Below are 19,282 nucleotides of genomic sequence, written 5' to 3'. Positions count from 1 at the left end.
GCCGTAGGTTACGGAACCGTAGCCACGGCCGTCCCGTACTGCTTCCTCACCCTCCGGGGGACTCCCCTATGCCGTCCACTCCCCATGTGATCGACGAGACCGGCCCATCCGCCACCGCCTCGCCCCTTCCGCCCGCGACGCTCGGCGGGGAGAAAAAGAGGTCGATCGAGCAGCTCGCGCTGCTGGCGTTCATCGTGGTGCCGTTCGTGGCGCTGGTGGCGGCGGTGCCGCTGGCGTGGGGCTGGGGGGTGAGCTGGCTCGACATCGGTCTGATGGTGGCGATGTACTTCATCGGCTGTCACGGGATCACGATCGGTTTCCACCGGTACTTCACGCACGGTTCGTTCAAGGCGAAGCGTCCGCTGCGGATCGCGCTGGCCGTGATGGGTTCGCTGGCGGTGGAGGGGCCCCTGGTGCGGTGGGTGGCCGATCACCGCAAGCACCACAAGTTCTCGGACGCGGAGGGTGACCCGCATTCGCCGTGGCGGTTCGGGGAGAGTCTGCCGGCTCTGATGAAGGGGCTGTGGTGGGCGCATATCGCGTGGATGTTCGATGAGGAGCAGACTCCGCAGCAGAAGTACGCCCCCGATCTGATCAAGGACCCGGCGATCCGGGGGATCTCGCGCCACTTCCTGTCCTTCACGATCGTCTCGCTGGCGATTCCCCCGCTGGTCGGGGGCCTGGTGACGATGTCGTGGTGGGGTGCGGCGACGGCCTTCTTCTGGGGTTCGCTGGTACGGGTGGCGCTGCTGCACCATGTGACGTGGTCGATCAACTCGATCTGCCACGCGGTGGGCAAGCGCCCCTTCAAGTCGCGTGACCGTTCGGGGAACGTGTGGTGGCTGGCGGTGCTGTCGTGCGGCGAGTCGTGGCACAACCTGCACCACGCGGACCCGACGAGTGCGCGGCACGGGGTGATGCGGGGCCAGATCGACTCCAGCGCCCGGCTGATCCGCTGGTTCGAGAAGCTGGGCTGGGCGTACGACGTGCGGTGGCCGGACGCGGCCCGTATCGACTCCCGGCGCACGCCTGTACCGGCCGACCCGGCATGATTGACGACGTGGCGACCGACTCCAGCAGCGAAAAGAGCAGACCGGCCTCCTCCCGGCGGGCCCGGCGGGTCCGGATGACGGGCAAGGAGCGCCGCGAGCAGCTGCTGGACATCGGCCGCGCCCTCTTCGCCGACAAGGGGTTCGAGGGCACGTCGGTGGAGGAGATCGCGGCCCGCGCCGGGGTCTCCAAGCCGGTGGTGTACGAGCACTTCGGTGGCAAGGAGGGCCTGTACGCGGTGGTGGTCGACCGCGAGATGCGCCAGCTGCTGGACATGGTGACGGGGGCGCTCACGGCGGGGCATCCGCGTGAGCTGCTGGAGCAGGCGGCGTTCGCGCTGCTGGACTACATCGAGTCGTACACGGACGGTTTCCGCATCCTGGTGCGGGACTCCCCGGTGGCGCAGTCGACGGGTACGTTCGCGTCGCTGATCAGCGATATCGCCACGCAGGTGGAGGACATCCTGGGCCTGGAGTTCAAGGCCCGCGGCTTCGACCCGAAGCTGGCCCCGCTGTACGCGCAGGCGCTGGTGGGGATGGTGGCGCTGACCGGCCAGTGGTGGCTGGACGTCCGCAAGCCGAAGAAGGCGGAGGTCGCGGCGCACCTGGTGAACCTGTGCTGGCACGGGCTGGAGAACCTGGAGTCGAAGCCGCGGCTGATAGGGCACCGGAAGAGCTGATTACGGCTGAGCACGTAACCCTTCCGCAGTTCGTCACCCGTTGTGATGACGTGTGCGGATTTCCCGCCGTAGTGTGGTCGGCAGGGCAGAGGATTCGTCCATGGGAGGAACCATGACCGCCGCGCTCAGCTCACGCTGGCCGGTGCCCCCGCAGGACGGATACACCGTGGACGATCTGTTCACGCTGCCCGATCTCCCGCCGCACACACAGCTGATCGACGGGAGCCTGGTTTTCGTGAGTCCGCAGCGACTGTTTCACAGCACGGTGATCGATCTGGTGGTGACGGGGCTGCGCGCCACGGCACCTGCGGAGATGAAGGTCCGCCGCCAGATGACCGTCGTGCTGGACCGGCGGAACGGGCCGGAGCCCGATATCTCCGTCGTGCGGACCGAGGCGGTCACCGGGCCGGACGTGACCCGGTACCAGGCCGCCGACGTCCTCCTCGCCGTGGAAGTCGTCTCCCCCGACTCCGAGGCCCGCGACCGTGAGGCCAAGCCGCACAAGTACGCGACCGCCGGTATCCCGCACTTCTGGCTGGTGGAGATGACGGGCACCGACCAGCACCCCGTCGTACGGGTCTACGAGCTGGACCCGGTGACGAAGGCGTACGCGCTGACGGGCATCCACCATGACCGGCTGAAGACGGGCGTGCCGTTCCCCGTGGACATCGACATCTCGGCGGACGCGCTCAAGGAACTGTAGGGCTCACGACCCGGCGGGGTCCGGCTCCAGGAACTCCAGGCGGTTGCCGGCCGGGTCGTGGGCGTAGAAGCGGCGGTGGCCCGGGAGGTTCCCGTCCCATTCGGTGGGGACGCCGTGGGCCTCCAGGCGGGCCGCGTACTCCTCGATTCCCGTCACGCGCAGGCCCGGGTGGGCCTTTCTCGCGGGGCGGAAGTCCTGTTCGATGCCCAGGTGGAGCTGGACCGGGCCGGACTGGAACCAGCAGCCGCCACGGGCGGCGAGCGCCGGGGGTTTCGGGATCTCCGTCATGCCCAGGGCGCCGGTGTAGAAGGCGCGCAGGGCGAGTTCGGAGCCGGGTGGGGCGGCGAGCTGTACGTGGTCGATGGCGGCGAGGCCCACATGCGCGGTCATCGCTTCTCCTTGCGGGCGACGGCGAAGATGCGGCGGAACGGGAAGACCGTGCCGTACGGGCCCGGGGGGTAGGCCTCGCGCAGCAGGTCGCGGTATTCGGTGAGGAAGGCTTCGCGGGCCTCGGGGTCGTCGGCCAGGGCGGTGAGGACGGGGCGCAGGGCGGTGCCCTTGACCCAGTCCAGGACCGCGTCCTCGCCGTGCAGGGTCTGGAGGTAGGTGGTCTCCCAGACGTCCGCCGCGCAGCCCAGGTCGCGGAGGCGGGTGAGGTAGTCGGCGGGGTCCAGGACGGCGGCGGTGCGGTCGCCGGTGGAGTGGAGGCGGGGGCGCCAGCGGTCGGAGTCGCGGAGGCGGGCCAGGAGGGTGTGGCTGGGGGCGGTGAAGTTGCCGGGGACCTGGAAGGCGAGGGTGCCGCCGGGGGCGAGGGCGTCGAGCCAGCGGGGGAAGTACGTGGCGTGGCCGGGAATCCACTGGAGCGCGGAGGTGGAGACGATCAGGCCGTACGTCTCGGTGGGCGTCCAGGTCGCCGCGTCGGCCGCCACGAAGTCGAGCAGGGGCGGGCGGGCGTGGGCGGCGGCCTCGGCGAGCATCTGCGGGGAGCTGTCGTAGCCGGTGATACGGGCCTGGGGCCAGCGCTCGGCGAGGAGTGCGGTGACGTTTCCGGCGCCGCAGCCGAGGTCCGCGATCCGGGGTGCCGGGTGGCCGGGGAGGTCGCCGATCCGGGCCAGGAGGTCCTGGAAGGGGCGGGTGCGGTGGTCCGCGTGGCGCAGGTACTGCCGCGGATCCCAGGTGGGTTCGGGAGTGGGCGTCATGGAGAACAGGATCCCCCGCCCAATATCTTGATGTCAAGACACTTGAATTCAAGAGACTTCACGTCGACAGACCCTCTACACTGATCCACATGGAGGACGAGGTCGACCGACTGGTCGCAGCATGGCGCCGCGAGCGCCCCGACCTCGACGTGGAACCACTCGAGGTGCTCAGTCGCGTCTCCCGCCTGGCACGCCACCTCGACCGGGCCCGCCGCATAGCGTTCGCCGAGCACAACCTGGAGCCGTGGGAGTTCGACGTACTCACCTCGCTGCGCCGGGCCGGTGCCCCCTACCAGCTCTCCCCCGGGCAGCTCCTGACCCAGACGCTGGTCACCTCGGGCACGATGACCAACCGTATCGACCGGCTCACCAAGAAGAACCTCGTGGAGCGGCTGCCCGACCCCAGCGACCGGCGCGGGGTCCTGGTCCGGCTGACCGCCGAGGGGCGGGACAAGGCCGATCAGTCACTGGCCGGGCTGCTCGACCAGGAGCGGGCCATCCTCGGCGAGCTCTCCCGCCACCAGCGCGGCGAACTGGCCGGGCTGCTACGCCAGTTGACTGCCCCGTTCGACAACGTCCCCGGCTAGCCGGGCCGCCCCCACGGGCTCCGCGGGGCCGACCCCCGCCCGCCGGGCCAGCGCCACGGCGGCGAGCGTCGAGTGCACCCCGAGCTTGCCCAGCACGTTCTGCATGTGCGTACGGACCGTGTGCGGGGAGAGGAACAGCCGCTCCGCCACCGCCTTCCGCCCCAGCCCCGCCACCATGCAGCGCAGCACCTCGCGCTCGCGGGGCGTCAGGGACTCCACCAGCTGCTCGCTCTCGGTGCGGTGCTTGCGGGTCGCGGTCAGCTCCCGCAGGACGCCGGTCAGCAGGGCGGGCGGCAGATGCGTCTCGTCGCGCAGCACACCCCGTATCACCGTGAGCAGCCGTTGCAGCGAGCAGTCCTTCGCCACCCAGCCCGAGGCCCCCGCCTGGAGCGCCCGGGCCGCGCGGCGCGGGTCGTCCCGCTCCGCGAGCACCACCGAGCGGACGGCGGGCCGGGCCTCGCGGACCCCGGCCACCAGCGAGATGCCGTCGACGGCACCGGGCTCCTCCTGCCGGGGCAGGGAGAGCGCCGGAGCGCCGCCCCCGGTGGTCAGGGCGCCCAGCTCGGCGTCGACCAGGATCGCGTCGTACGGGCGCCCCTCGGCCGCCGCGCGCTCCAGTGCCCGCAGCGCGGCCGGGCCGCTGCCCGCCGCCGCCACGTCCACGTCCGGTTCGGCCGCGAGGGCCGCGGCGAGGGACTCGGCGAAGATGCGGTGGTCGTCGACCACCAGAACCCGGATTCGACCCACAGAGAAACCCCCATCGGTGGGGGCGGACAGCTGCGGGTACGGCGCCTGGAACGTCCGGGCGGCCCGTGGTGCTCCGACCGCCGTCGTATGCACCGCCTGCCGCCCCGCTCCGGGCGCCGTACCCGACTCTCTCGCCCCCTGATTCGGCACCGGCCCCCACCGGTGCTGGGATCAGCGTACGGGCGGGGGCCGGAGGGGGAAGGCGATTCGCGGAACTGGTGGCCCGGGGTGAATACCCGGGTGCTTATGGTGGGGTTCATGTTCCGTCTTGAGACAGAAGTGGACAAAGAACGTCACCGCCTGTTGAGCAACCGCCTGCAGGAGGACAACGTCGCGGCCTCACCCGCCCTGCACGCCCTGCTCGCCACCTCCGCCGAGCACGAAACCCCGCTGGAGGTCTGGGCCTTGGACGAGGACGGGGCCGTCGCCGGCGGGCTGACCGGGCGGACCTGGGCGTACTGGCTCCATGTCGATCTGCTCTGGGTCGACGCCCGCCATCGCGGCTCCGGCCTCGGTACGCGGCTGCTCGCCGAGGCCGAGCGGGTGGCCCGCACGGAACGGGCCTGCACCCGCTCCCGGCTGGAGACCTGGGACTTCCAGGCCCCGGAGTTCTACCGGAAGCAGGGGTACGAGGAGATCGGCCGGGTCGAGGACTACCCGCCCGGCGTCACCGAGTTCATCCTGACCAAGCGGCTCTGAACAGCCCTTATACGTAAGCCCGTTTCAGCTACGCAAGCCCGGTTGAGCTGCGTAAGCCCGGTTCAGGCGCGTAAGCCCGGTTCAGCTACGCGAGAGGACAGTTCAGCTACGCGAGGGCAGTTCAGCGCAGTCGGCGCGCTCCCGCCGACGGGACCGCCGCGAAGATCCCCGGCGCCGCGTGCCCTGCCCCGGCGAACGCCTTCGTGACGGCCCCGGCCACCGCGTCGGCCGCCGCCGCCTCCACCAGCACGATCGCCGAACCGCCGAAGCCCCCGCCGGTCATCCGCGCCCCGAGCGCCCCGGCCCCCCGCGCCGACGAGACCGCGAGGTCCAACTCCGGGCAGGAGACCCGCAGATCGTCCCGGAGCGAGCGGTGGCCCTCGTCCAGGACCGGGCCCGCAGCCCGTACCTCGCCCGCGTCCAGCAGTGCGATGACCTGCCCGACCCGGCGGTTGTCGCCGACGACATGGCGTACGTAGCGGATGACGGACTCGTCCGCCCCGGCGTCGGCGAGGGTGGCGAGGGCCGTGCCGAGGTCCTCGTACGGGAGGTCCCGCAGGGTGGGTATCCCCAGCAGCCGGGCGCCCTCCTCGCAGCCGGTCCGGCGCTCCGCGTACGCCCCGTCGCCGAGCGCGTGCTTCACCCGGGTGTCGACGACCAGGAGCGTGAGGCCCTGGGCGGCCAGGTCGAAGGGGACCTGACGCAGGGTGAGGTCACGGGTGTCCAGGTGCAGGGCGTGGCCCTCGGTGCAGCAGGCCGAGGCCATCTGGTCCATGATCCCGCAGGGCACGCCGACGAAGTCGTTCTCGGCGCGGCGCCCGATGACGGCCAGTTCGGGTCCGCTCAGGCCGAGGTGGAACAGGTCGTTGAGGGCGAGCGCGGTGACGGTCTCCAGGGCGGCGGAGGAGGAGAGCCCGGCGCCCGTGGGGACCGTGGAGGTCAGGGCGATGTCCGCACCCGTGACCGGGTGCCCGGCCGCGCGGAGCGCCCAGACCACACCCGCCGGGTAGGCGGCCCAGCCATGGCCGGAGTGCGGGGCCGGCTCGTCGACGCGGAGGGAGACGACACCGCCGGGCACGTCGGAGGAGTACAGCCGCAGGACTCCGTCCGTACGGGGGGAGACGGCAGCGCGGGCGGTGTGCGGGAGGGCGAGCGGCAGGACGAAGCCGTCGTTGAAGTCGGTGTACTCGCCGATGAGGTTCACCCGTCCGGGTGCCGCCCATACGCCGTGGGGTTCACCCCCGTACAGCTCGGTGAAGGTGGTGGCGGGGTCGGGCCCGGTCTGTCCGGGGGTCTCGGTCATGGGGTGGTGGACTCCTGTCGGCGGGCGAACTCCCAGGCGTCGGCGACGATTCCGGCCAGATCGGCGCGGGAGGGCTGCCAGCCGAGGCGTTCGGTGGCGGTGGCGGCGGAGGCGACGAGGACGGCCGGGTCGCCGCCCCGGCGCGGGGCCGGGGTCTCGGGGACGGGGTGGCCGGTGACCTTGCGGACGGTCTCGATGACCTCGCGGACCGAGAAGCCGTTGCCGTTGCCGAGGTTGCAGATCAGGTGCTCGCCGGGGGCGGCCGCGTCCAGGGCGAGGAGGTGGGCCTCGGCGAGGTCGGCGACATGGATGTAGTCGCGGACGCAGGTGCCGTCGGGGGTGGGGTAGTCGTCGCCGTAGACGGAGATCGACTCCCGCTTGCCCAGGGCCACTTGGAGGACGAGCGGGACGAGGTGCGACTCGGGCGTGTGGCGCTCGCCGCAACTTCCGTACGCCCCGGCCACGTTGAAGTAGCGCAGCGAGACGGCGGCCAGTCCGTGGGCGGTGGCCTCGCCGCTGATCATGTGGTCGACGGCGAGCTTGGAGGCGCCGTACGGGCTGGTGGGGGCGGTGGGGTCGGTCTCGGTGATGGGGGTGGAGACCGGTTCGCCGTAGGTGGCGGCGGTGGAGGAGAAGACGAGGGTGCGCACCCCGTGCTCGCGCATCGCGGCGAGGAGGGCGGTGGTGCCGCCGACGTTGTTGACCCAGTACTTCTCGGGGTCCACGACGGATTCGCCGACCTGGGAGTACGCAGCGAAGTGCAGGACCCCGTCGTAGGAGGGGTCGAGGTGGCGGGCGGCGTCCTGGATGCGGCCCTCGATGAAGGCGGCCCCGGCCGGGACGCCCGCACGGAAACCGGTGGAGAGGTCGTCCAGGACGGTGACCGTGTGCCCGGCCTCCAGCAGGTGCTGGGCGACCACGCTGCCGACGTATCCGGCACCGCCGGTGACCAGGTACTTCTTGCGGGTCTCGCTCACGTGCCGGGGGTTGCTCACGTTCTGGGGGTTGCTCACGTTCTGGGGGTTGCTCATTCGCTCGCTACCTCTCGCAGTCGCTGGGCCGCGGCCTCCGGCGGCACGTCGTTGATGAACACACTCATGCCGGACTCGGAACCCGCGAGGAACTTCAGCTTGCCGGAGGTCCGGCGAATGGTGAAAAGCTCCAGGTGCAGGGCGAACTCCTCCCGTCCGGGGACCCCGTACGGCGCCTGGTGCCAGGCGGAGATGTACGGGGTCGGCGGCTCGCCGGGTCCGAAGATCCGGTCGAAGCGCCTCAAGAGTTCCAGATAGACCTGTGGGAACTCTGTCCGCGCTGCCTCGTCGAGGGCGGGCAGGTCGGGGACGCGGCGGCGGGGGTGCAGATGGACCTCGTAGGGCCAGTGCGCCGCGTACGGGACGTAGGCGATCCAGTGGTCGGTGGCGAGGACGACCCGGGTGCCGTCCTTCTCCTCGCGGGCGACCACGTCGTCGAAGAGGTTGCCCCCGGTCTCCTCGCGGTGGCGGGCGGCGGAGGCGAGCATCAGCTCGGTGCGGGGGGTGACGAAGGGGTAGCCGTAGATCTGGCCGTGCGGGTGGCCGAGGGTGACGCCGATCTCGGCGCCGCGGTTCTCGAAGCAGAAGACCTGGGTGACCTGGTCGAGCGCGGAGAGTTCGGCGGTGCGGTCGGTCCAGGCGGCGAGGACGAGCGCGGCCTGTCCCTCGGTGAGGGAGGCGAAGGAGGCGTCGTGGTCGGAGGTGAAGCAGACGACCTCGCAGCGGCCGGAGTCCCCGGCGAGGGAGGGGAAGCGGTTCTCGAAAACGGCGACGTCGTAGTGGCTGTCGGGGATCTCGCCGGAGCTGCTCCCCTCACGGCTGGGGCAGAGCGGGCAGGCGTCGGCCGGCGGGTGGTAGGTGCGGGCCTGGCGGTGCGAGGCGATGGCGACCGCGTCACCGAGGAGGGGATCGCGGCGGATCTCCGAGGAGGTCGAAACGGCGTCGAGCGGGCGCCGGTCGACGGCCTCACGGACGGTGTCGTCCGCGGAGTCGTAGTAGATCAGCTCGCGGCCGTCTGCGAGGCGCGTAACCGTCTTCTTCACCAGGGTCCTCCACCCGTTCCCTCCAGCCAACATAAGCGCACACAACAAACCATAATCAAACATGCGCGTCAATGGAGCGGGGCCGGGCGGATGGGGTCGCGTACGCCGACAGTCACGTACGCCGACAGCCGCGTACGTCGATATACGTTGATGTACGCCGATGGGTCAGCCCGGCGTGATGCCCGGCCCCCGCACCGCGCCCGCACGCCCGTCCGCCGCCCGGTCCAGCAGTCCCGTACGGGCCGCGAGGGCGGCCGCCTCCAGCCGGGAGCCGACGCCCAGCTTCATCAGGACGCGCTGGACGTGGGTACGCGCGGTACTCGGCGCGATCCGCATCCCGGCCGCGATCAGCCGGGTGTCCTCGCCCTCGGCGACCCGGACCAGCACCTCCGCCTCGCGCGGGGTCAGCATCCGGAGCAGGCGGCGGCCCTCGTCGTCGGGCTGGGCCGCCGGGTTGAGGAGCTCGGCGAAGGCGGCGCGCAGAAGCTGCGGGGCGATCGCGCTCTCCCCCGCCCGCGCCTTCAGCATCGCCCGCTCGACGCCCTCGATGCGCTCGTCGTGGCGGACGTACCCCGCCGCCCCGGCCGCGAAGGCCGCGGCGATCCCGCGCGGGCTCGGCACCGGGCCGAGCACCACCACCGCCACCTGCGGGCGCTCCTGGCCGATGCGCACGATCGGGTCGAAGACCCCCGGGGCGGCGGGCGACGCCGTACCGAAGAGACAGACCTCCGGGGCCCTGCTGACCACCAGCTCCGCCGACCCGGCCGTCGGGGCGGCCGCCGCGAGCACCCGGTGCCCGCGCAGTTTCAGCGCCGAGGCGAGTGCCTCGGCGAGCAGGCGGTGATCATCGACCACCATGAGCCGCACGCTCATCGATCAAGGGCCTTTCGTTTGGGTCAGGTCGGATCAGGGAGCGGGGTCCGGTGCGTGCAGCTGCAAGGCGGAGGAAGGAGTCGACGCGGAGCGTCGGCGACCGACGACAACGCAGCAGATGTGCGTGCCGGGGCCCGTGAGCCCGGCATGATCCAAACGAAAGGCCCCCACCCCCAAGTGCCCGTAAATGACGCGGATACCGGCCCCCCGGCTTCCTGACCCCGGCAAGCTACACGCTTGTTCGACGTTGTGGGTCCCTTACCGGGGAGAAGCCCCCAGAATGCCGAATTCTGCGCCATTCAGGGCTACTTGAGCGACGGAAAACGATCAGCCCTGCCGGACGGCGACCGTCCGGCAGGGCTGTTCGGGAACGCGGGTGATCAGACGTGATCAGACGTGATCAGACGCGATGATCAGTCGGTGCGGAAGGCCACCGCCAGGTAGAGCTTCTCGTCCGCCTGGCTGTCACGCCGCTCGCTGACCAGCTGCTTCGAGAGGTAGAAGCGCCCCTCGCCGTAGAGGAGTTCGGAGTGGTCCGGGAGGAACCGGGTCTCCGCGTCCCGGACCGAACGGTCGCCCGGGTTCTCCATCAGCAGGGTCTCCTTGAAGTTCTCGCCGTCGAGGGAGACGATCTGGCCGCCCTTGTCGTACGGAGGCCTCTTGTACGCGATCACGCTGGTGCCGTCCATCCGCAGCGGGGTCAGGCTGTAGCGCTCGCCCGCGTCGGCCCGGCCGCCGAGGAGCTTGCCGGTGGCGAGGTCGAAGGCGACGATCTCGTTGGTCTTGCCGTAGTCGCCCGTACCGTCGTGGTCCTCGGTCGGCACATACAGGCGGTTGTTGCCGACGACCGCGCCCCGGCACTTCTCGACGTCGGTGGAGGCGCAGCGCGCCGCGTACTTCTCCGCGTCGGCGGAGATCCGCACGATCAGCTTGCCGGTGGCCGCGTCGATCGAGAAGAAGTCGGAGATGCCGCTGCCGTCGTTGGCGGTGTCGCCGACGTTGGCCGCGACCACCAGCGGCTTGGTGGAGACGATGGACGCGTAGTCGACGCCCGCGGGCATCTGGAACGAGGAGAGCGGGGCGCCGGTGGCCGGGTTGAGCGCCTGGATGGTGAGCTGCGGGCTGTCGTAGGAGCCGCACTTGCGGACCGCGACGAGGGCCTCGCCGCCCGCGTACCCCATGTCGTAGCAGCGGTCGGCGCCGACCTTCGGCTTCCAGAGCTCGGCACCGTTCTCCAGCTTGAAGGCCGCGCCGCCCGAGGTGCCGCCCGCGGCGACGGTGGTCCCGCTGAGCGTGACCTCGTCGAACTGGACCGGCCGGTCGCCGCCGGTCGCGGCGGTGACGGACTTGTTCCACAGGAGCTTGCCGACGCTCAGGTCGACCACGCCGACCTGGTTGCACGCCGGGTACTTCTTCTCCTTGGTCGGCTTGCCCTCCTTGAAGAGGACCGCCGTCTTGTAGTCCTTGGTCATATGGCGCGAGGCGCCGCAGACCTGGCCGGGCAGCGGTACGGACCAGAGCTTGGTGCCCTTGTCCGGGTCGTGGGCGACGATCTCGTTGACGCCGGACTTCACGTACGCCTTGTCGGTGAGCCAGGAGCCGTTGACCGAGGTGATGTCGGTGACCTTCGGCTCCGGGATCTGGAAGGCGACCTTGGACCGGGTGTTGCCGGGCGCCTTCTCGGTGCCCCCGGCCAGGCCGCTCTCGCCGCCCTTGCTCTCGCCTCCCTTGCCCTCGCCGCCTTCGCCGCCCTTGTTCTCGCCTCCTGTGGAGCCGGACGAGGAGGCCTGGTTGTCCTTGCCGTCGCTCTTGGTGGCGCTGTAGACGACGGCCGCGCCGATGATCAGCACCACGGCGACGGCCGCGGCGACGATGATCTGCATCTGGGTGCTGAACTTCTTGCCGCCGCCGCCCGCGCCGGGCTGCGGGGCCCCGGCCCCGACTCCGTACATCGGCTGGGTCGGGTAGCCGTAGCCCTGCTGCGGCATACCGGGCTGGGCCGGGTAGCCGGGCTGGCCGGGGTATCCGGGCTGGCCGACCGGCTGGCCGGGTGCGCCCTGCGGGTAGCCGGGCTGGCCGGGTGCGCCCTGCGGGTAGCCGGGCTGGCCGGGTGCGCCCTGCGGGTAGCCGTAGCCGGGCTGCGGGGCCTGGGGGTAGCCGTAGCCGTTGGGCTGCGGGGCCGGCGGGGTCGGGTATCCGGCCGGCGGCGGGGTGCCGTAGCCCCCGGCGGGCGGAGGCGGTGTGCCGTACCCGCCCGTGGGCGGCGGGGGCTGCTTGGCGAAGGGGTCCGCGGGCGGCGGGGTCGGCTCACCGAACCCACCGGACGGCGGCGGATCCTGCGGGGCGCCGAAGCCACCGGACGGGGGGCCTGCGGGAGGCCCGGCGGGCGGACCGGCCGGGGGCTGGCCCTGGCTCCCGGCCGCGGGCTGGCCCGGGGGCTGGTCCTGCGGCTCGTTCGGGGGCTCGTTGGGTGGCTGCTGCGGCGGCGGAGGCTGGGTCATCGCGTACGTACCTCGGGAGACATGTGGGGGTGGGGTCGCATCCGGCCGGGAGGGGCCGACTGCCTTCGGATGCTGTCGTGAACCGTCACGGAGAGGGCTGTCACGAAGAGGGCTGTCACGGAGTGAGCCGTCACTTGCTGAACACCAGGGCCGTCGTCTGCTCCAGCTCTTCCTTGTCGTTGCTCGCGCTCACGCGCTTGCTGACGATGAAGGAGCGGCCGTCCTCGTACCGGACCACGTCCGAGAAGAAGCCGTTCTCGATCCGGTTGGTCCCCTCCGGGTGCTGGAGGAGGACGCTGGTGGCGCCACCGGTCGACGGGAGCGTGAGGATGGCACCGGCCTTGTCGTACCGCGGCTCCAGGTAGAGCAGCACGTTGCCGCCCTCCATCTGCAGCGGGCGCACCACGCGCTCGGCCGGGGCGGCCGCCGTCCACTTGGGCTTTCCGGTGTTCAGGTCGAAGGCGATGACCTTGTTGGTCCGGTCGGAGCCGGTGCCGGGCTTGGTGGCGATGTAGAAGGTGCTGGCGTCGGCGACGACCCCGCTGCACCCTTCGAGCTTCTGGCCGAAGATGGCGAACGCGCTGCCGCAGTTGGCCGTGAGCGTGTCGTTCTTGGCCGGGGTCATCTGGGAGCGGAGCTTGCCGCTCTCGGTGAACGCGGCGATGGACCACTGCTTCTTCTCGCGGTTGTCGAGCGAGACGATGAGCGGGCTGACCGAGTAGACCTTCTTGACCTCCCAGCCACGCGGCGGCTGGTAGGTCCACTTGGGCTTGCCGGTGGCCGGGTTCAGCTCCTGGATCTGGTGCTGCGGGTTCTTGACGTCGTCGGTACGGCAGCTGGCGGCGGCGATGAGCTTCGGGCCGCCCGCGAAGGCGAAGGTCTTGCAGTTGCCCGTGGGGGTGCCGAACAGCTCCTTGCCGTCGCTGATCCGGTACGCGCTGGAGTAGCTGGTCCGTCCGACGGTGACCGTGTCCCCGCTGATCGCGAGGCCGATGTCGGACAGCATGTCCCAGGTGCCGTTCTTCTTGACCGTGCTCTTCCAGCCGGCCTTGCCGGTGTTGAGGTCGATCATCTGGAGGACGGAGCAGTCGGCGCGGTCCGTGGTGCTGCTCTTGATGCCGATGACGATCTTGCCGTCGGCGGTGGCCGAGTTGGGGGTGGCGCAGACGTCGGCGGGGAGTGCGAGCGTCCACTTCTGCTTGCCGTCGGCGACCGCGTAGCCGGAGATGCCCCGGTACATGGCCTTGACGACCATGTCGCCGACGAACCAGGGGCCGTGCACCTCGGCGCCGTTGCGCGGGAGGTCCACGTCGTTCTTCTGGAGCCAGGCGACCTTCGCCTCGCCCGGCTTGCGCCCGGCGTTGAGGTCGTCGTTCGTCTCCCGGCCGTCGCCGCTGCCGTCGCCCTCGTCGACCGTGGGCGACGCGCTGGGCTTCTCGGACGCCTTGGGGTCGTCGCTCGCGCCCGCGACCGGCTTCTTCGGGTCGTCGCCGCTGTCGCTCACCACGTACCAGGCGCCCGCGCCGACGAGCAGGACGACGGCGACGGCCGCCGCGGCGAGGATGCCGGTCTTCCCCTTGAAGGCACCACCGGAACCGCCGGGTCCACCCGGCACGCCCGGTCCGCCCGGGGCCGGGGCGCCGGGGTACTGCTGCTGCGGGTAGCCGTAGGGCTGGGTGGGCTGACCGTAGGGGCCGGGAGCGGGCTGGCCGTAGGGCCCGGGGGCCGGCTGACCGTAGCCGCCGGGGGGCTGCTGACCGTAGGGGCCGGGCTGCTGACCGTACGGGCCGGGGGCCTGGCCGGGGGGCTGCTGACCGTACGGGCCGGAGGGCTGGCCGGGAGCCTGGCCCGGGGCCTGGCCGGGAGCCTGGGGGTAGCCGTAGCCGGGCTGGCCGGGGGGCGTCTGCGGGTAGCCGTAGGCCGGGGCGCCCGGCGGCGGGGTCTGCGGCGGGCCTGCCGGGGGCTGCGCGGGCGGCGGACCGGCGGCCGGCGCCTGCGGCGGCTGGGCCGGCTGACCGGGCGGCTGGGCCTGGGGCGGCTGGGCCTGGGGCGGCTGAGGAGTTCCCTGCGGCGGCTCCTGCGGAGCCCCGAAGCCTCCCTGCGGCGGTTGCTGGCTGGGCGGCTGGCTCATCAGCACGTCCCCCTTCGTGCGGTCCGGTGCCCGATCCGGTCTCCCCCGCGATTCCGGGAGGGTTCAATTCACCCCGGAAAGGAGCGAATCGGGCATGGCTTCCGCGGTGTTACGACAGTCGGGCGGGGCTTCTTTGTACCACCCGGACTCCATCGAACACCGGATCGGTCCAACCCCTGTTCCCAAGGGAGAACCGCGTCGTGATGCCCTCGTTACGACCCGCGGAAGGTGACGGTCAGTCACCGAAGGCGAGCATGGACAGGATCGGCTTCTCCTCCTTGTCGTCGCCCCCGCCGATGAGCGCCTGCCGTGCCCTTGGACCGCAGCGCGTTCGGATACACGGGCCAGAGGGCGGGCCGGGCGGTGAGGCTGCGGCATCGGTACGTGTCCCCCTCGTACGGTCCCTGCTCAGGCGTCCTCGGCCAGTTCCAGCCAGCGCATCTCCAGCTCGTCGCGTTCGGTGACGAGCTCGCGGAGTTCGGCGTCGAGCTTGGCGACCTTCTCGAAGTCGGTGGCGTTCTCCGCGATCTGCTTGTGCAGCGTGGTCTCGCGGGTCGAGAGCTTGTCGAGCTGGCGCTCGACCTTCTGGAGCTCCTTCTTCGCGGCGCGGGCCTCCTGTGCGGAGACGGCCGGGGCCGCCGGGGCGGCGGAGGTGCCGCGCGCGGGGGCGGGGGCGGCGGAGGGGGTGGCCTCCTCCTCCATCCGCTGCCTGCGCTCCAGGTACTCGTCGATGCCGCGCGGCAGCATCCGCAGGGCGCGGTCGCCGAGGAGGGCCATGACCTTGTCCGTGGTCCGCTCGATGAAGAACCGGTCGTGGGAGATCACGATCATCGATCCGGGCCAGCTGTCGAGGAGGTCCTCCAGCTGCGTGAGGGTCTCGATGTCCAGGTCGTTGGTGGGCTCGTCGAGGAAGAGGACGTTGGGCTCGTCCATCAGCAGCCGCAGGATCTGGAGGCGGCGGCGCTCACCGCCGGAGAGGTCGCCGACGGGCGTCCACTGCTTCTCCTTGGTGAAGCCGAACTGCTCGCAGAGCTGGCCCGCCGTCATCTCGCGGCCCTTGCCGAGGTCGACCCGGTCGCGGACCTGCTGGACGGCCTCCAGGACCCGGAGGTTCGGGTTGAGCTCGGAGACCTCCTGGGAGAGGTAGGCGAGCTTGACGGTCTTGCCGACGACGATCTTCCCGGCGGCGGGCTGCTCGTCGCCCTGGGTGCGGGCGGCCTCGGCGAGGGCGCGCAGGAGCGAGGTCTTGCCCGCCCCGTTGACGCCGACCAGGCCGACCCGGTCGCCGGGGCCGAGCTGCCAGGTGAGGTGGGTGAGCAGGGTCTTGGGACCGGCCTGGACGGTCACGTCCTCCAGCTCGAAGACGGTCTTGCCCAGGCGGGCGTTGGCGAACTTCATCAGCTCGCTGGTGTCGCGCGGGGGCGGCACGTCGGCGATGAGCTCGTTGGCGGCCTCGATGCGGTAGCGCGGCTTGGAGGTGCGGGCGGGGGCGCCCCGGCGCAGCCAGGCCAGCTCCTTGCGCATGAGGTTCTGACGCTTGGACTCCTCGGTGGCGGCGATCCGCTCGCGCTCGGCGCGGGCGAAGACGTAGTCGCTGTAGCCGCCCTCGTACTCGTGGACCGTGCCGCGCTGGACGTCCCACATGCGGGTGCAGACCTGGTCCAGGAACCACCGGTCGTGGGTGACGCAGACGAGGGCCGAGCGCCGGGTCCGGAGGTGCCCGGCGAGCCAGGAGATGCCCTCGACGTCGAGGTGGTTGGTGGGCTCGTCGAGGACGATCAGGTCCTGCTCGTCGATGAGGAGCTTGGCCAGCGCGATACGGCGGCGCTCACCGCCGGAGAGCGGGGCGATGACGGTGTCGAGCCCGTGCTCGAAGCCGGGCAGGGCGAGGCCGCCGAAGAGCCCGGTGAGCACATCGCGGATCTTGGCGCTGCCCGCCCACTCGTGGTCGGCGAGATCGCCGATGACCTCCTGGCGGATGGTCTTGGCCGGGTCCAGGGAGTCGTGCTGGGTGAGGACGCCGAGGCGCAGCCCGCCGTTGTGGGTGACGCGGCCGGTGTCGGCGTCCTCCAGCTTGGCGAGCATCCGGATGAGGGTCGTCTTGCCGTCGCCGTTGCGGCCCACGACACCGATCCGGTCGCCCTCGGACACCCCGAGGGATACACCGTCGAGCAGGGCACGGGTGCCGTACACCTTGCTGACCTGCTCGACATTGACCAGATTGACGGCCATTTCACTCCTGTCCGGGGGGATGCATCGACGTTCCCAGGGTACGGCGCCGTGGCGGGACGCCGGTCGTGCGGCCTCTCCGCCCGGGACCGGAGGGCCGGATGGCCGGATGACCGGACGACCGGATGCCCTCGTCCGGGCCCGCCGCGCGGGGTGCGGTAGCGTGCGGCGACTGATCATGGGGCCGGGGGGCAAAGTGATGGCAGCGTTATGGGAACGGTTCATCGGTCACCGGGTGCTGCCGAAAGCGGCCGTGGCCGTACTCGCCGCAGTGCTGGTGGCCGGTTTCATCCTCGTACGGTCCGAGCGGCGCGACGCCCATAACGCCCGCGTCCTGGACACGGCGTGCGCGGGTGTTCTGCCGGAGGGGACGGTGCGTGGTCTGCTGCCCGGGGACGAGACCTGGGAGCTGCGTACCGACCTGGACCTGACCGGGCCGTCCAGGCGCGGGCCGCGCACCCTGCTGCGGTGCTCGCTGGACTGGGGCGAGCGCGGGGGCCTGGAACTCGCGGCGGTGCCGGTACTGGACGCTCCGCTGCCCGGCGTACGGCACGGGGACATCCTCTCCTCCGCGCGGCGGACGGCGGAGGAGCCCGGCTGGGCCACCGCGTACCGGACCGCCACCACCCAGGTCACCGCCGCCTGCCCGGGCGGTCTGCCCGGCTATCCCCGGACGGTGACCCGCTTCCGCGTCCATGCCTCGTTCCGGGCCGACGGGCCGGAGTACGTCCGGGCGGCCGGGGAGCTGGGCGACGCGGTGGCGGCCGTCGCCAACCATGTACGGGACCGGGGCCGCTGCGGAGGTCCGGCGGTGGAGCCCTCGGACGTACGGCCCCTGCCGAGGTTCGTGGGGGAAGAGCCCGAGGAGTCCGACGCGGCCCCGCCGGCCTGCCGTTGGTTCCGGCCGGAGCTGCTCGGCGGGAAGGACTGGGGGCGCGGCGAGCCGGACAGCTCCGGCGTCACGGGCGACGATGCGGACGCCTGCTCCCTGAAGCTCCGGCGCGCGAAGACGCCGACCCGGGAGGACCAGACCGCCGTGGTGACCTCGGTGAGCTGGCGGGGCCCGTTGCTGCCCGAGGCGCGCACGGAGTACGGGGCCGAACTGGCGGCCCTGTCCCGGGATCCGGCCCCGGAGCCGGAGGTGCAGTCGAAGCCGAAGTGGAAGTCGGATCCCGGCAGGAAGCGGTACCGGATGGCCGTCTGGGCCGACGCCTCGTGCTCGGGGCGCCGGACCCTGAGCCGGGTGACGGTCAGCATGGCCCCCGCCCCCCTCGCGGCCGCCCGCGCCGACGGGGTCCTCGACGCGTATCTGGACGCGTCCGGCTGCCGTGCGGTGAAGGTCCTCGGAAAGGTGTGGAAGTGAGCGACGACGTCCGCTTCTGGCGCAGGCGATGGGTGCGCCGCACGACGGCCTGGACCGTGACCGCGGTGGTGCTGGCGGGCGGGTTCTTCTGGGTCTCCGGCGGCTACGAGTCCTGGCGCGACGACCGGGCCCTGGATACGGCCTGCGACGGTGATCTGGCGGCCGGGGCGGTACGGGAGCTCTTCGGCGGTATCTCCTTGACCTCGTCGGGCAGCTGGACCGACCGGCGGCGCTGCACGGTGAGCGCGGCCGACGCCGACACGGACGCCGGTCTGGTGCTGTGGGCCCGGGAAACGCGCGGCCTGACGGTCCTGGAGGACGTCGGCGGGTTCGACGCACCCCTGGGGCACAACTGGACCGGCTCGTTCCGGTTTGATCCGGACGGCAAGCGCGGGCACGAGGCGAGGGCCGTGCTGCTGCTGAACTGCGGCGAGGGGTCCGGTCACGGACGGGTGATGACGGCGGACGCCGACCTCGGCCGGGGTGGCTTCGACGATCCGGTGGCCCGGGCGTGGCTCGTCGCCGTCCTCACGGAGACGGCGACGGCGTACGCCCGGCGCACCGGCTGCGCGGCCACGTCCGGCGGGCGGGTGAAGAACGTCGGCGCCACGACGACCCGCAGGGACCACAAGCCCTTCGCCACGGCGACGGGGAGCTGTGCGGGCGTGCTGGACGGGAGGACCGCCGCCCGGTGGGGCGTGCGCACGGTGACGGAGATACCCACGGAACCGGCACCCATGGAGAACTGCGCCCTGGGCGGTCTGCGCGGTGCGCACCTGTACGAGTTCACCGCGTCCTACGGACCGGCTGCGCGGCTGGACCTCATCAGGCTGGACGAAAGGAGGGACAGCGCCACCGCCCGCACGGGCCCGGACGCACCGGACGGCAGGTACGCGCTGACCGCCCGGTGCCCCGGCGCGGGCGGGACCGCCCTGTTCGAGGTGGACACCCTCCGCGACGAGGACGCCGCCGGCTACACGGCCCTGGCCGTGGACCACCGGGAGCTACGGGCAGCGCTCCAGCGCTTCGCCGAGCGCTCGGCGAAGCGCCACGGCTGCACGACACCGCGCCCGGCGTAGGCCCCCCGGGGGGGCAGGGGAGGGAGGGCGGCGGAGCGGCACGGTTCGTTCCGCTTGTTGCACCC

At 71.9% G+C, this 19,282-nt stretch carries 17 protein-coding genes; 7 read left to right on the top strand and 10 right to left on the bottom strand.

Annotated features, from left to right (window positions below; genetic code table 11):
* The first annotated feature begins 68 nt into the window (after window positions 1-68).
* The 3 genes from ACFW9Z_RS19615 to ACFW9Z_RS19605 all read left to right on the top strand — a co-directional run bounded on the left by ACFW9Z_RS19615 (window position 69) and on the right by ACFW9Z_RS19605 (window position 2,432).
* Window positions 69-1,052: an acyl-CoA desaturase gene (locus tag ACFW9Z_RS19615; protein WP_384642189.1), complete on the top strand. Its 984-nt coding sequence runs from the start codon at window positions 69-71 to the stop codon at window positions 1,050-1,052.
* Window positions 1,049-1,729 (top strand): TetR family transcriptional regulator, encoded by a 681-nt coding sequence (locus ACFW9Z_RS19610; RefSeq protein ID WP_384642186.1) that lies wholly within the window; start codon window positions 1,049-1,051, stop codon window positions 1,727-1,729. Before ACFW9Z_RS19615 ends, ACFW9Z_RS19610 begins: the two co-directional genes overlap by 4 nt.
* Before the next feature lie 100 nt (window positions 1,730-1,829).
* Window positions 1,830-2,432, top strand: a complete 603-nt coding sequence (locus tag ACFW9Z_RS19605; protein WP_384642184.1) for a Uma2 family endonuclease — start codon at window positions 1,830-1,832, stop codon at window positions 2,430-2,432.
* Between the two features lie 3 nt (window positions 2,433-2,435).
* On the opposite strand, the gene ACFW9Z_RS19600 is transcribed toward ACFW9Z_RS19605, so the two are convergent.
* The gene (locus tag ACFW9Z_RS19600) at window positions 2,436-2,822 is read right to left on the bottom strand and encodes a VOC family protein (protein WP_384642181.1); all 387 of its coding nucleotides are present in this window, start codon (window positions 2,820-2,822) and stop codon (window positions 2,436-2,438) included.
* A complete protein-coding gene (locus tag ACFW9Z_RS19595; protein WP_384642178.1) occupies window positions 2,819-3,631 on the bottom strand; it encodes a trans-aconitate 2-methyltransferase in 813 nt (270 codons plus the stop codon). Before ACFW9Z_RS19595 ends, ACFW9Z_RS19600 begins: the two co-directional genes overlap by 4 nt.
* An 89-nt stretch (window positions 3,632-3,720) precedes the next feature.
* On the opposite strand from ACFW9Z_RS19595, the gene ACFW9Z_RS19590 reads away from it, so the two are divergent.
* Window positions 3,721-4,218: a MarR family winged helix-turn-helix transcriptional regulator gene (locus tag ACFW9Z_RS19590; protein ID WP_384642175.1), complete on the top strand. Its 498-nt coding sequence runs from the start codon at window positions 3,721-3,723 to the stop codon at window positions 4,216-4,218.
* On the opposite strand, the gene ACFW9Z_RS19585 is transcribed toward ACFW9Z_RS19590, so the two are convergent.
* The gene (locus ACFW9Z_RS19585) at window positions 4,177-4,965 is read right to left on the bottom strand and encodes a LuxR C-terminal-related transcriptional regulator (protein WP_384642172.1); all 789 of its coding nucleotides are present in this window, start codon (window positions 4,963-4,965) and stop codon (window positions 4,177-4,179) included. The genes ACFW9Z_RS19590 and ACFW9Z_RS19585 overlap by 42 nt on opposite strands.
* A gap of 258 nt (window positions 4,966-5,223) precedes the next feature.
* Here ACFW9Z_RS19585 and ACFW9Z_RS19580 point away from each other — a divergent pair, with 258 nt between their 5' ends.
* Window positions 5,224-5,664: a GNAT family N-acetyltransferase gene (locus ACFW9Z_RS19580; protein ID WP_384642169.1), complete on the top strand. Its 441-nt coding sequence runs from the start codon at window positions 5,224-5,226 to the stop codon at window positions 5,662-5,664.
* 121 nt (window positions 5,665-5,785) lie between these two features.
* Here the strand turns inward: ACFW9Z_RS19580 and galK are convergent, their stop codons facing one another.
* The 7 genes from galK to ACFW9Z_RS19545 all read right to left on the bottom strand — a co-directional run bounded on the left by galK (window position 5,786) and on the right by ACFW9Z_RS19545 (window position 16,778).
* Entirely contained in the window at window positions 5,786-6,967 is a 1,182-nt protein-coding gene (gene galK / locus ACFW9Z_RS19575) for a galactokinase (protein ID WP_384642167.1), read from the bottom strand.
* Entirely contained in the window at window positions 6,964-7,944 is a 981-nt protein-coding gene (gene galE, locus ACFW9Z_RS19570; protein ID WP_384642548.1) for a UDP-glucose 4-epimerase GalE, read from the bottom strand. The genes galK and galE overlap by 4 nt, the downstream gene beginning before the upstream one ends.
* Before the next feature lie 50 nt (window positions 7,945-7,994).
* Window positions 7,995-9,041 (bottom strand): galactose-1-phosphate uridylyltransferase, encoded by a 1,047-nt coding sequence (gene galT, locus ACFW9Z_RS19565; RefSeq protein ID WP_384642164.1) that lies wholly within the window; start codon window positions 9,039-9,041, stop codon window positions 7,995-7,997.
* Window positions 9,042-9,206: 165 nt separating this feature from the next.
* Entirely contained in the window at window positions 9,207-9,914 is a 708-nt protein-coding gene (locus ACFW9Z_RS19560) for a LuxR C-terminal-related transcriptional regulator (protein ID WP_384642162.1), read from the bottom strand.
* 413 nt (window positions 9,915-10,327) lie between these two features.
* Window positions 10,328-12,415 (bottom strand): PQQ-binding-like beta-propeller repeat protein, encoded by a 2,088-nt coding sequence (locus ACFW9Z_RS19555; RefSeq protein WP_384642159.1) that lies wholly within the window; start codon window positions 12,413-12,415, stop codon window positions 10,328-10,330.
* Window positions 12,416-12,545: 130 nt separating this feature from the next.
* On the bottom strand, window positions 12,546-14,546 hold the full coding sequence (locus tag ACFW9Z_RS19550) for a PQQ-binding-like beta-propeller repeat protein (protein WP_384642157.1): 2,001 nt from the start codon (window positions 14,544-14,546) through the stop codon (window positions 12,546-12,548).
* A gap of 408 nt (window positions 14,547-14,954) precedes the next feature.
* On the bottom strand, window positions 14,955-16,778 hold the full coding sequence (locus ACFW9Z_RS19545) for an ABC-F family ATP-binding cassette domain-containing protein (RefSeq protein ID WP_384642154.1): 1,824 nt from the start codon (window positions 16,776-16,778) through the stop codon (window positions 14,955-14,957).
* Between the two features lie 196 nt (window positions 16,779-16,974).
* Here ACFW9Z_RS19545 and ACFW9Z_RS19540 point away from each other — a divergent pair, with 196 nt between their 5' ends.
* Together ACFW9Z_RS19540 and ACFW9Z_RS19535 are read left to right on the top strand one after the other, a co-directional pair.
* Window positions 16,975-18,138 (top strand): hypothetical protein, encoded by a 1,164-nt coding sequence (locus ACFW9Z_RS19540; protein WP_384642151.1) that lies wholly within the window; start codon window positions 16,975-16,977, stop codon window positions 18,136-18,138.
* Window positions 18,135-19,217 (top strand): hypothetical protein, encoded by a 1,083-nt coding sequence (locus ACFW9Z_RS19535; protein WP_384642149.1) that lies wholly within the window; start codon window positions 18,135-18,137, stop codon window positions 19,215-19,217. The genes ACFW9Z_RS19540 and ACFW9Z_RS19535 overlap by 4 nt, the downstream gene beginning before the upstream one ends.
* The last annotated feature ends 65 nt before the right edge of the window (window positions 19,218-19,282 follow it).

Source organism: Streptomyces sp. NPDC059452, from assembly GCF_042750035.1.
GTDB lineage: Bacteria > Actinomycetota > Actinomycetes > Streptomycetales > Streptomycetaceae > Streptomyces.
The sequence above is the reverse complement of the archived record's forward strand: the minus strand, read 5'-3'. Positions and strand labels throughout refer to the sequence as shown.

Excerpts from the sequence above, each read along its gene's own strand:
- ACFW9Z_RS19615 (WP_384642189.1), top strand. The coding sequence starts at position 69 with ATGCCGTCCACTCCCCATGTGATCGACGAGACCGGCCCATCCGCCACC.
- ACFW9Z_RS19555 (WP_384642159.1), bottom strand. The coding sequence starts at position 12,415 with ATGACCCAGCCTCCGCCGCCGCAGCAGCCACCCAACGAGCCCCCGAAC.
- galK (WP_384642167.1), bottom strand. The coding sequence starts at position 6,967 with ATGACCGAGACCCCCGGACAGACCGGGCCCGACCCCGCCACCACCTTC.
- ACFW9Z_RS19590 (WP_384642175.1), top strand. The coding sequence starts at position 3,721 with ATGGAGGACGAGGTCGACCGACTGGTCGCAGCATGGCGCCGCGAGCGC.
- ACFW9Z_RS19605 (WP_384642184.1), top strand. The coding sequence starts at position 1,830 with ATGGGAGGAACCATGACCGCCGCGCTCAGCTCACGCTGGCCGGTGCCC.
- ACFW9Z_RS19595 (WP_384642178.1), bottom strand. The coding sequence starts at position 3,631 with ATGACGCCCACTCCCGAACCCACCTGGGATCCGCGGCAGTACCTGCGC.
- ACFW9Z_RS19600 (WP_384642181.1), bottom strand. The coding sequence starts at position 2,822 with ATGACCGCGCATGTGGGCCTCGCCGCCATCGACCACGTACAGCTCGCC.
- ACFW9Z_RS19580 (WP_384642169.1), top strand. The coding sequence starts at position 5,224 with ATGTTCCGTCTTGAGACAGAAGTGGACAAAGAACGTCACCGCCTGTTG.
- ACFW9Z_RS19545 (WP_384642154.1), bottom strand. The coding sequence starts at position 16,778 with ATGGCCGTCAATCTGGTCAATGTCGAGCAGGTCAGCAAGGTGTACGGC.
- ACFW9Z_RS19560 (WP_384642162.1), bottom strand. The coding sequence starts at position 9,914 with ATGAGCGTGCGGCTCATGGTGGTCGATGATCACCGCCTGCTCGCCGAG.
- ACFW9Z_RS19550 (WP_384642157.1), bottom strand. The coding sequence starts at position 14,546 with ATGAGCCAGCCGCCCAGCCAGCAACCGCCGCAGGGAGGCTTCGGGGCT.
- ACFW9Z_RS19610 (WP_384642186.1), top strand. The coding sequence starts at position 1,049 with ATGATTGACGACGTGGCGACCGACTCCAGCAGCGAAAAGAGCAGACCG.
- ACFW9Z_RS19540 (WP_384642151.1), top strand. The coding sequence starts at position 16,975 with ATGGCAGCGTTATGGGAACGGTTCATCGGTCACCGGGTGCTGCCGAAA.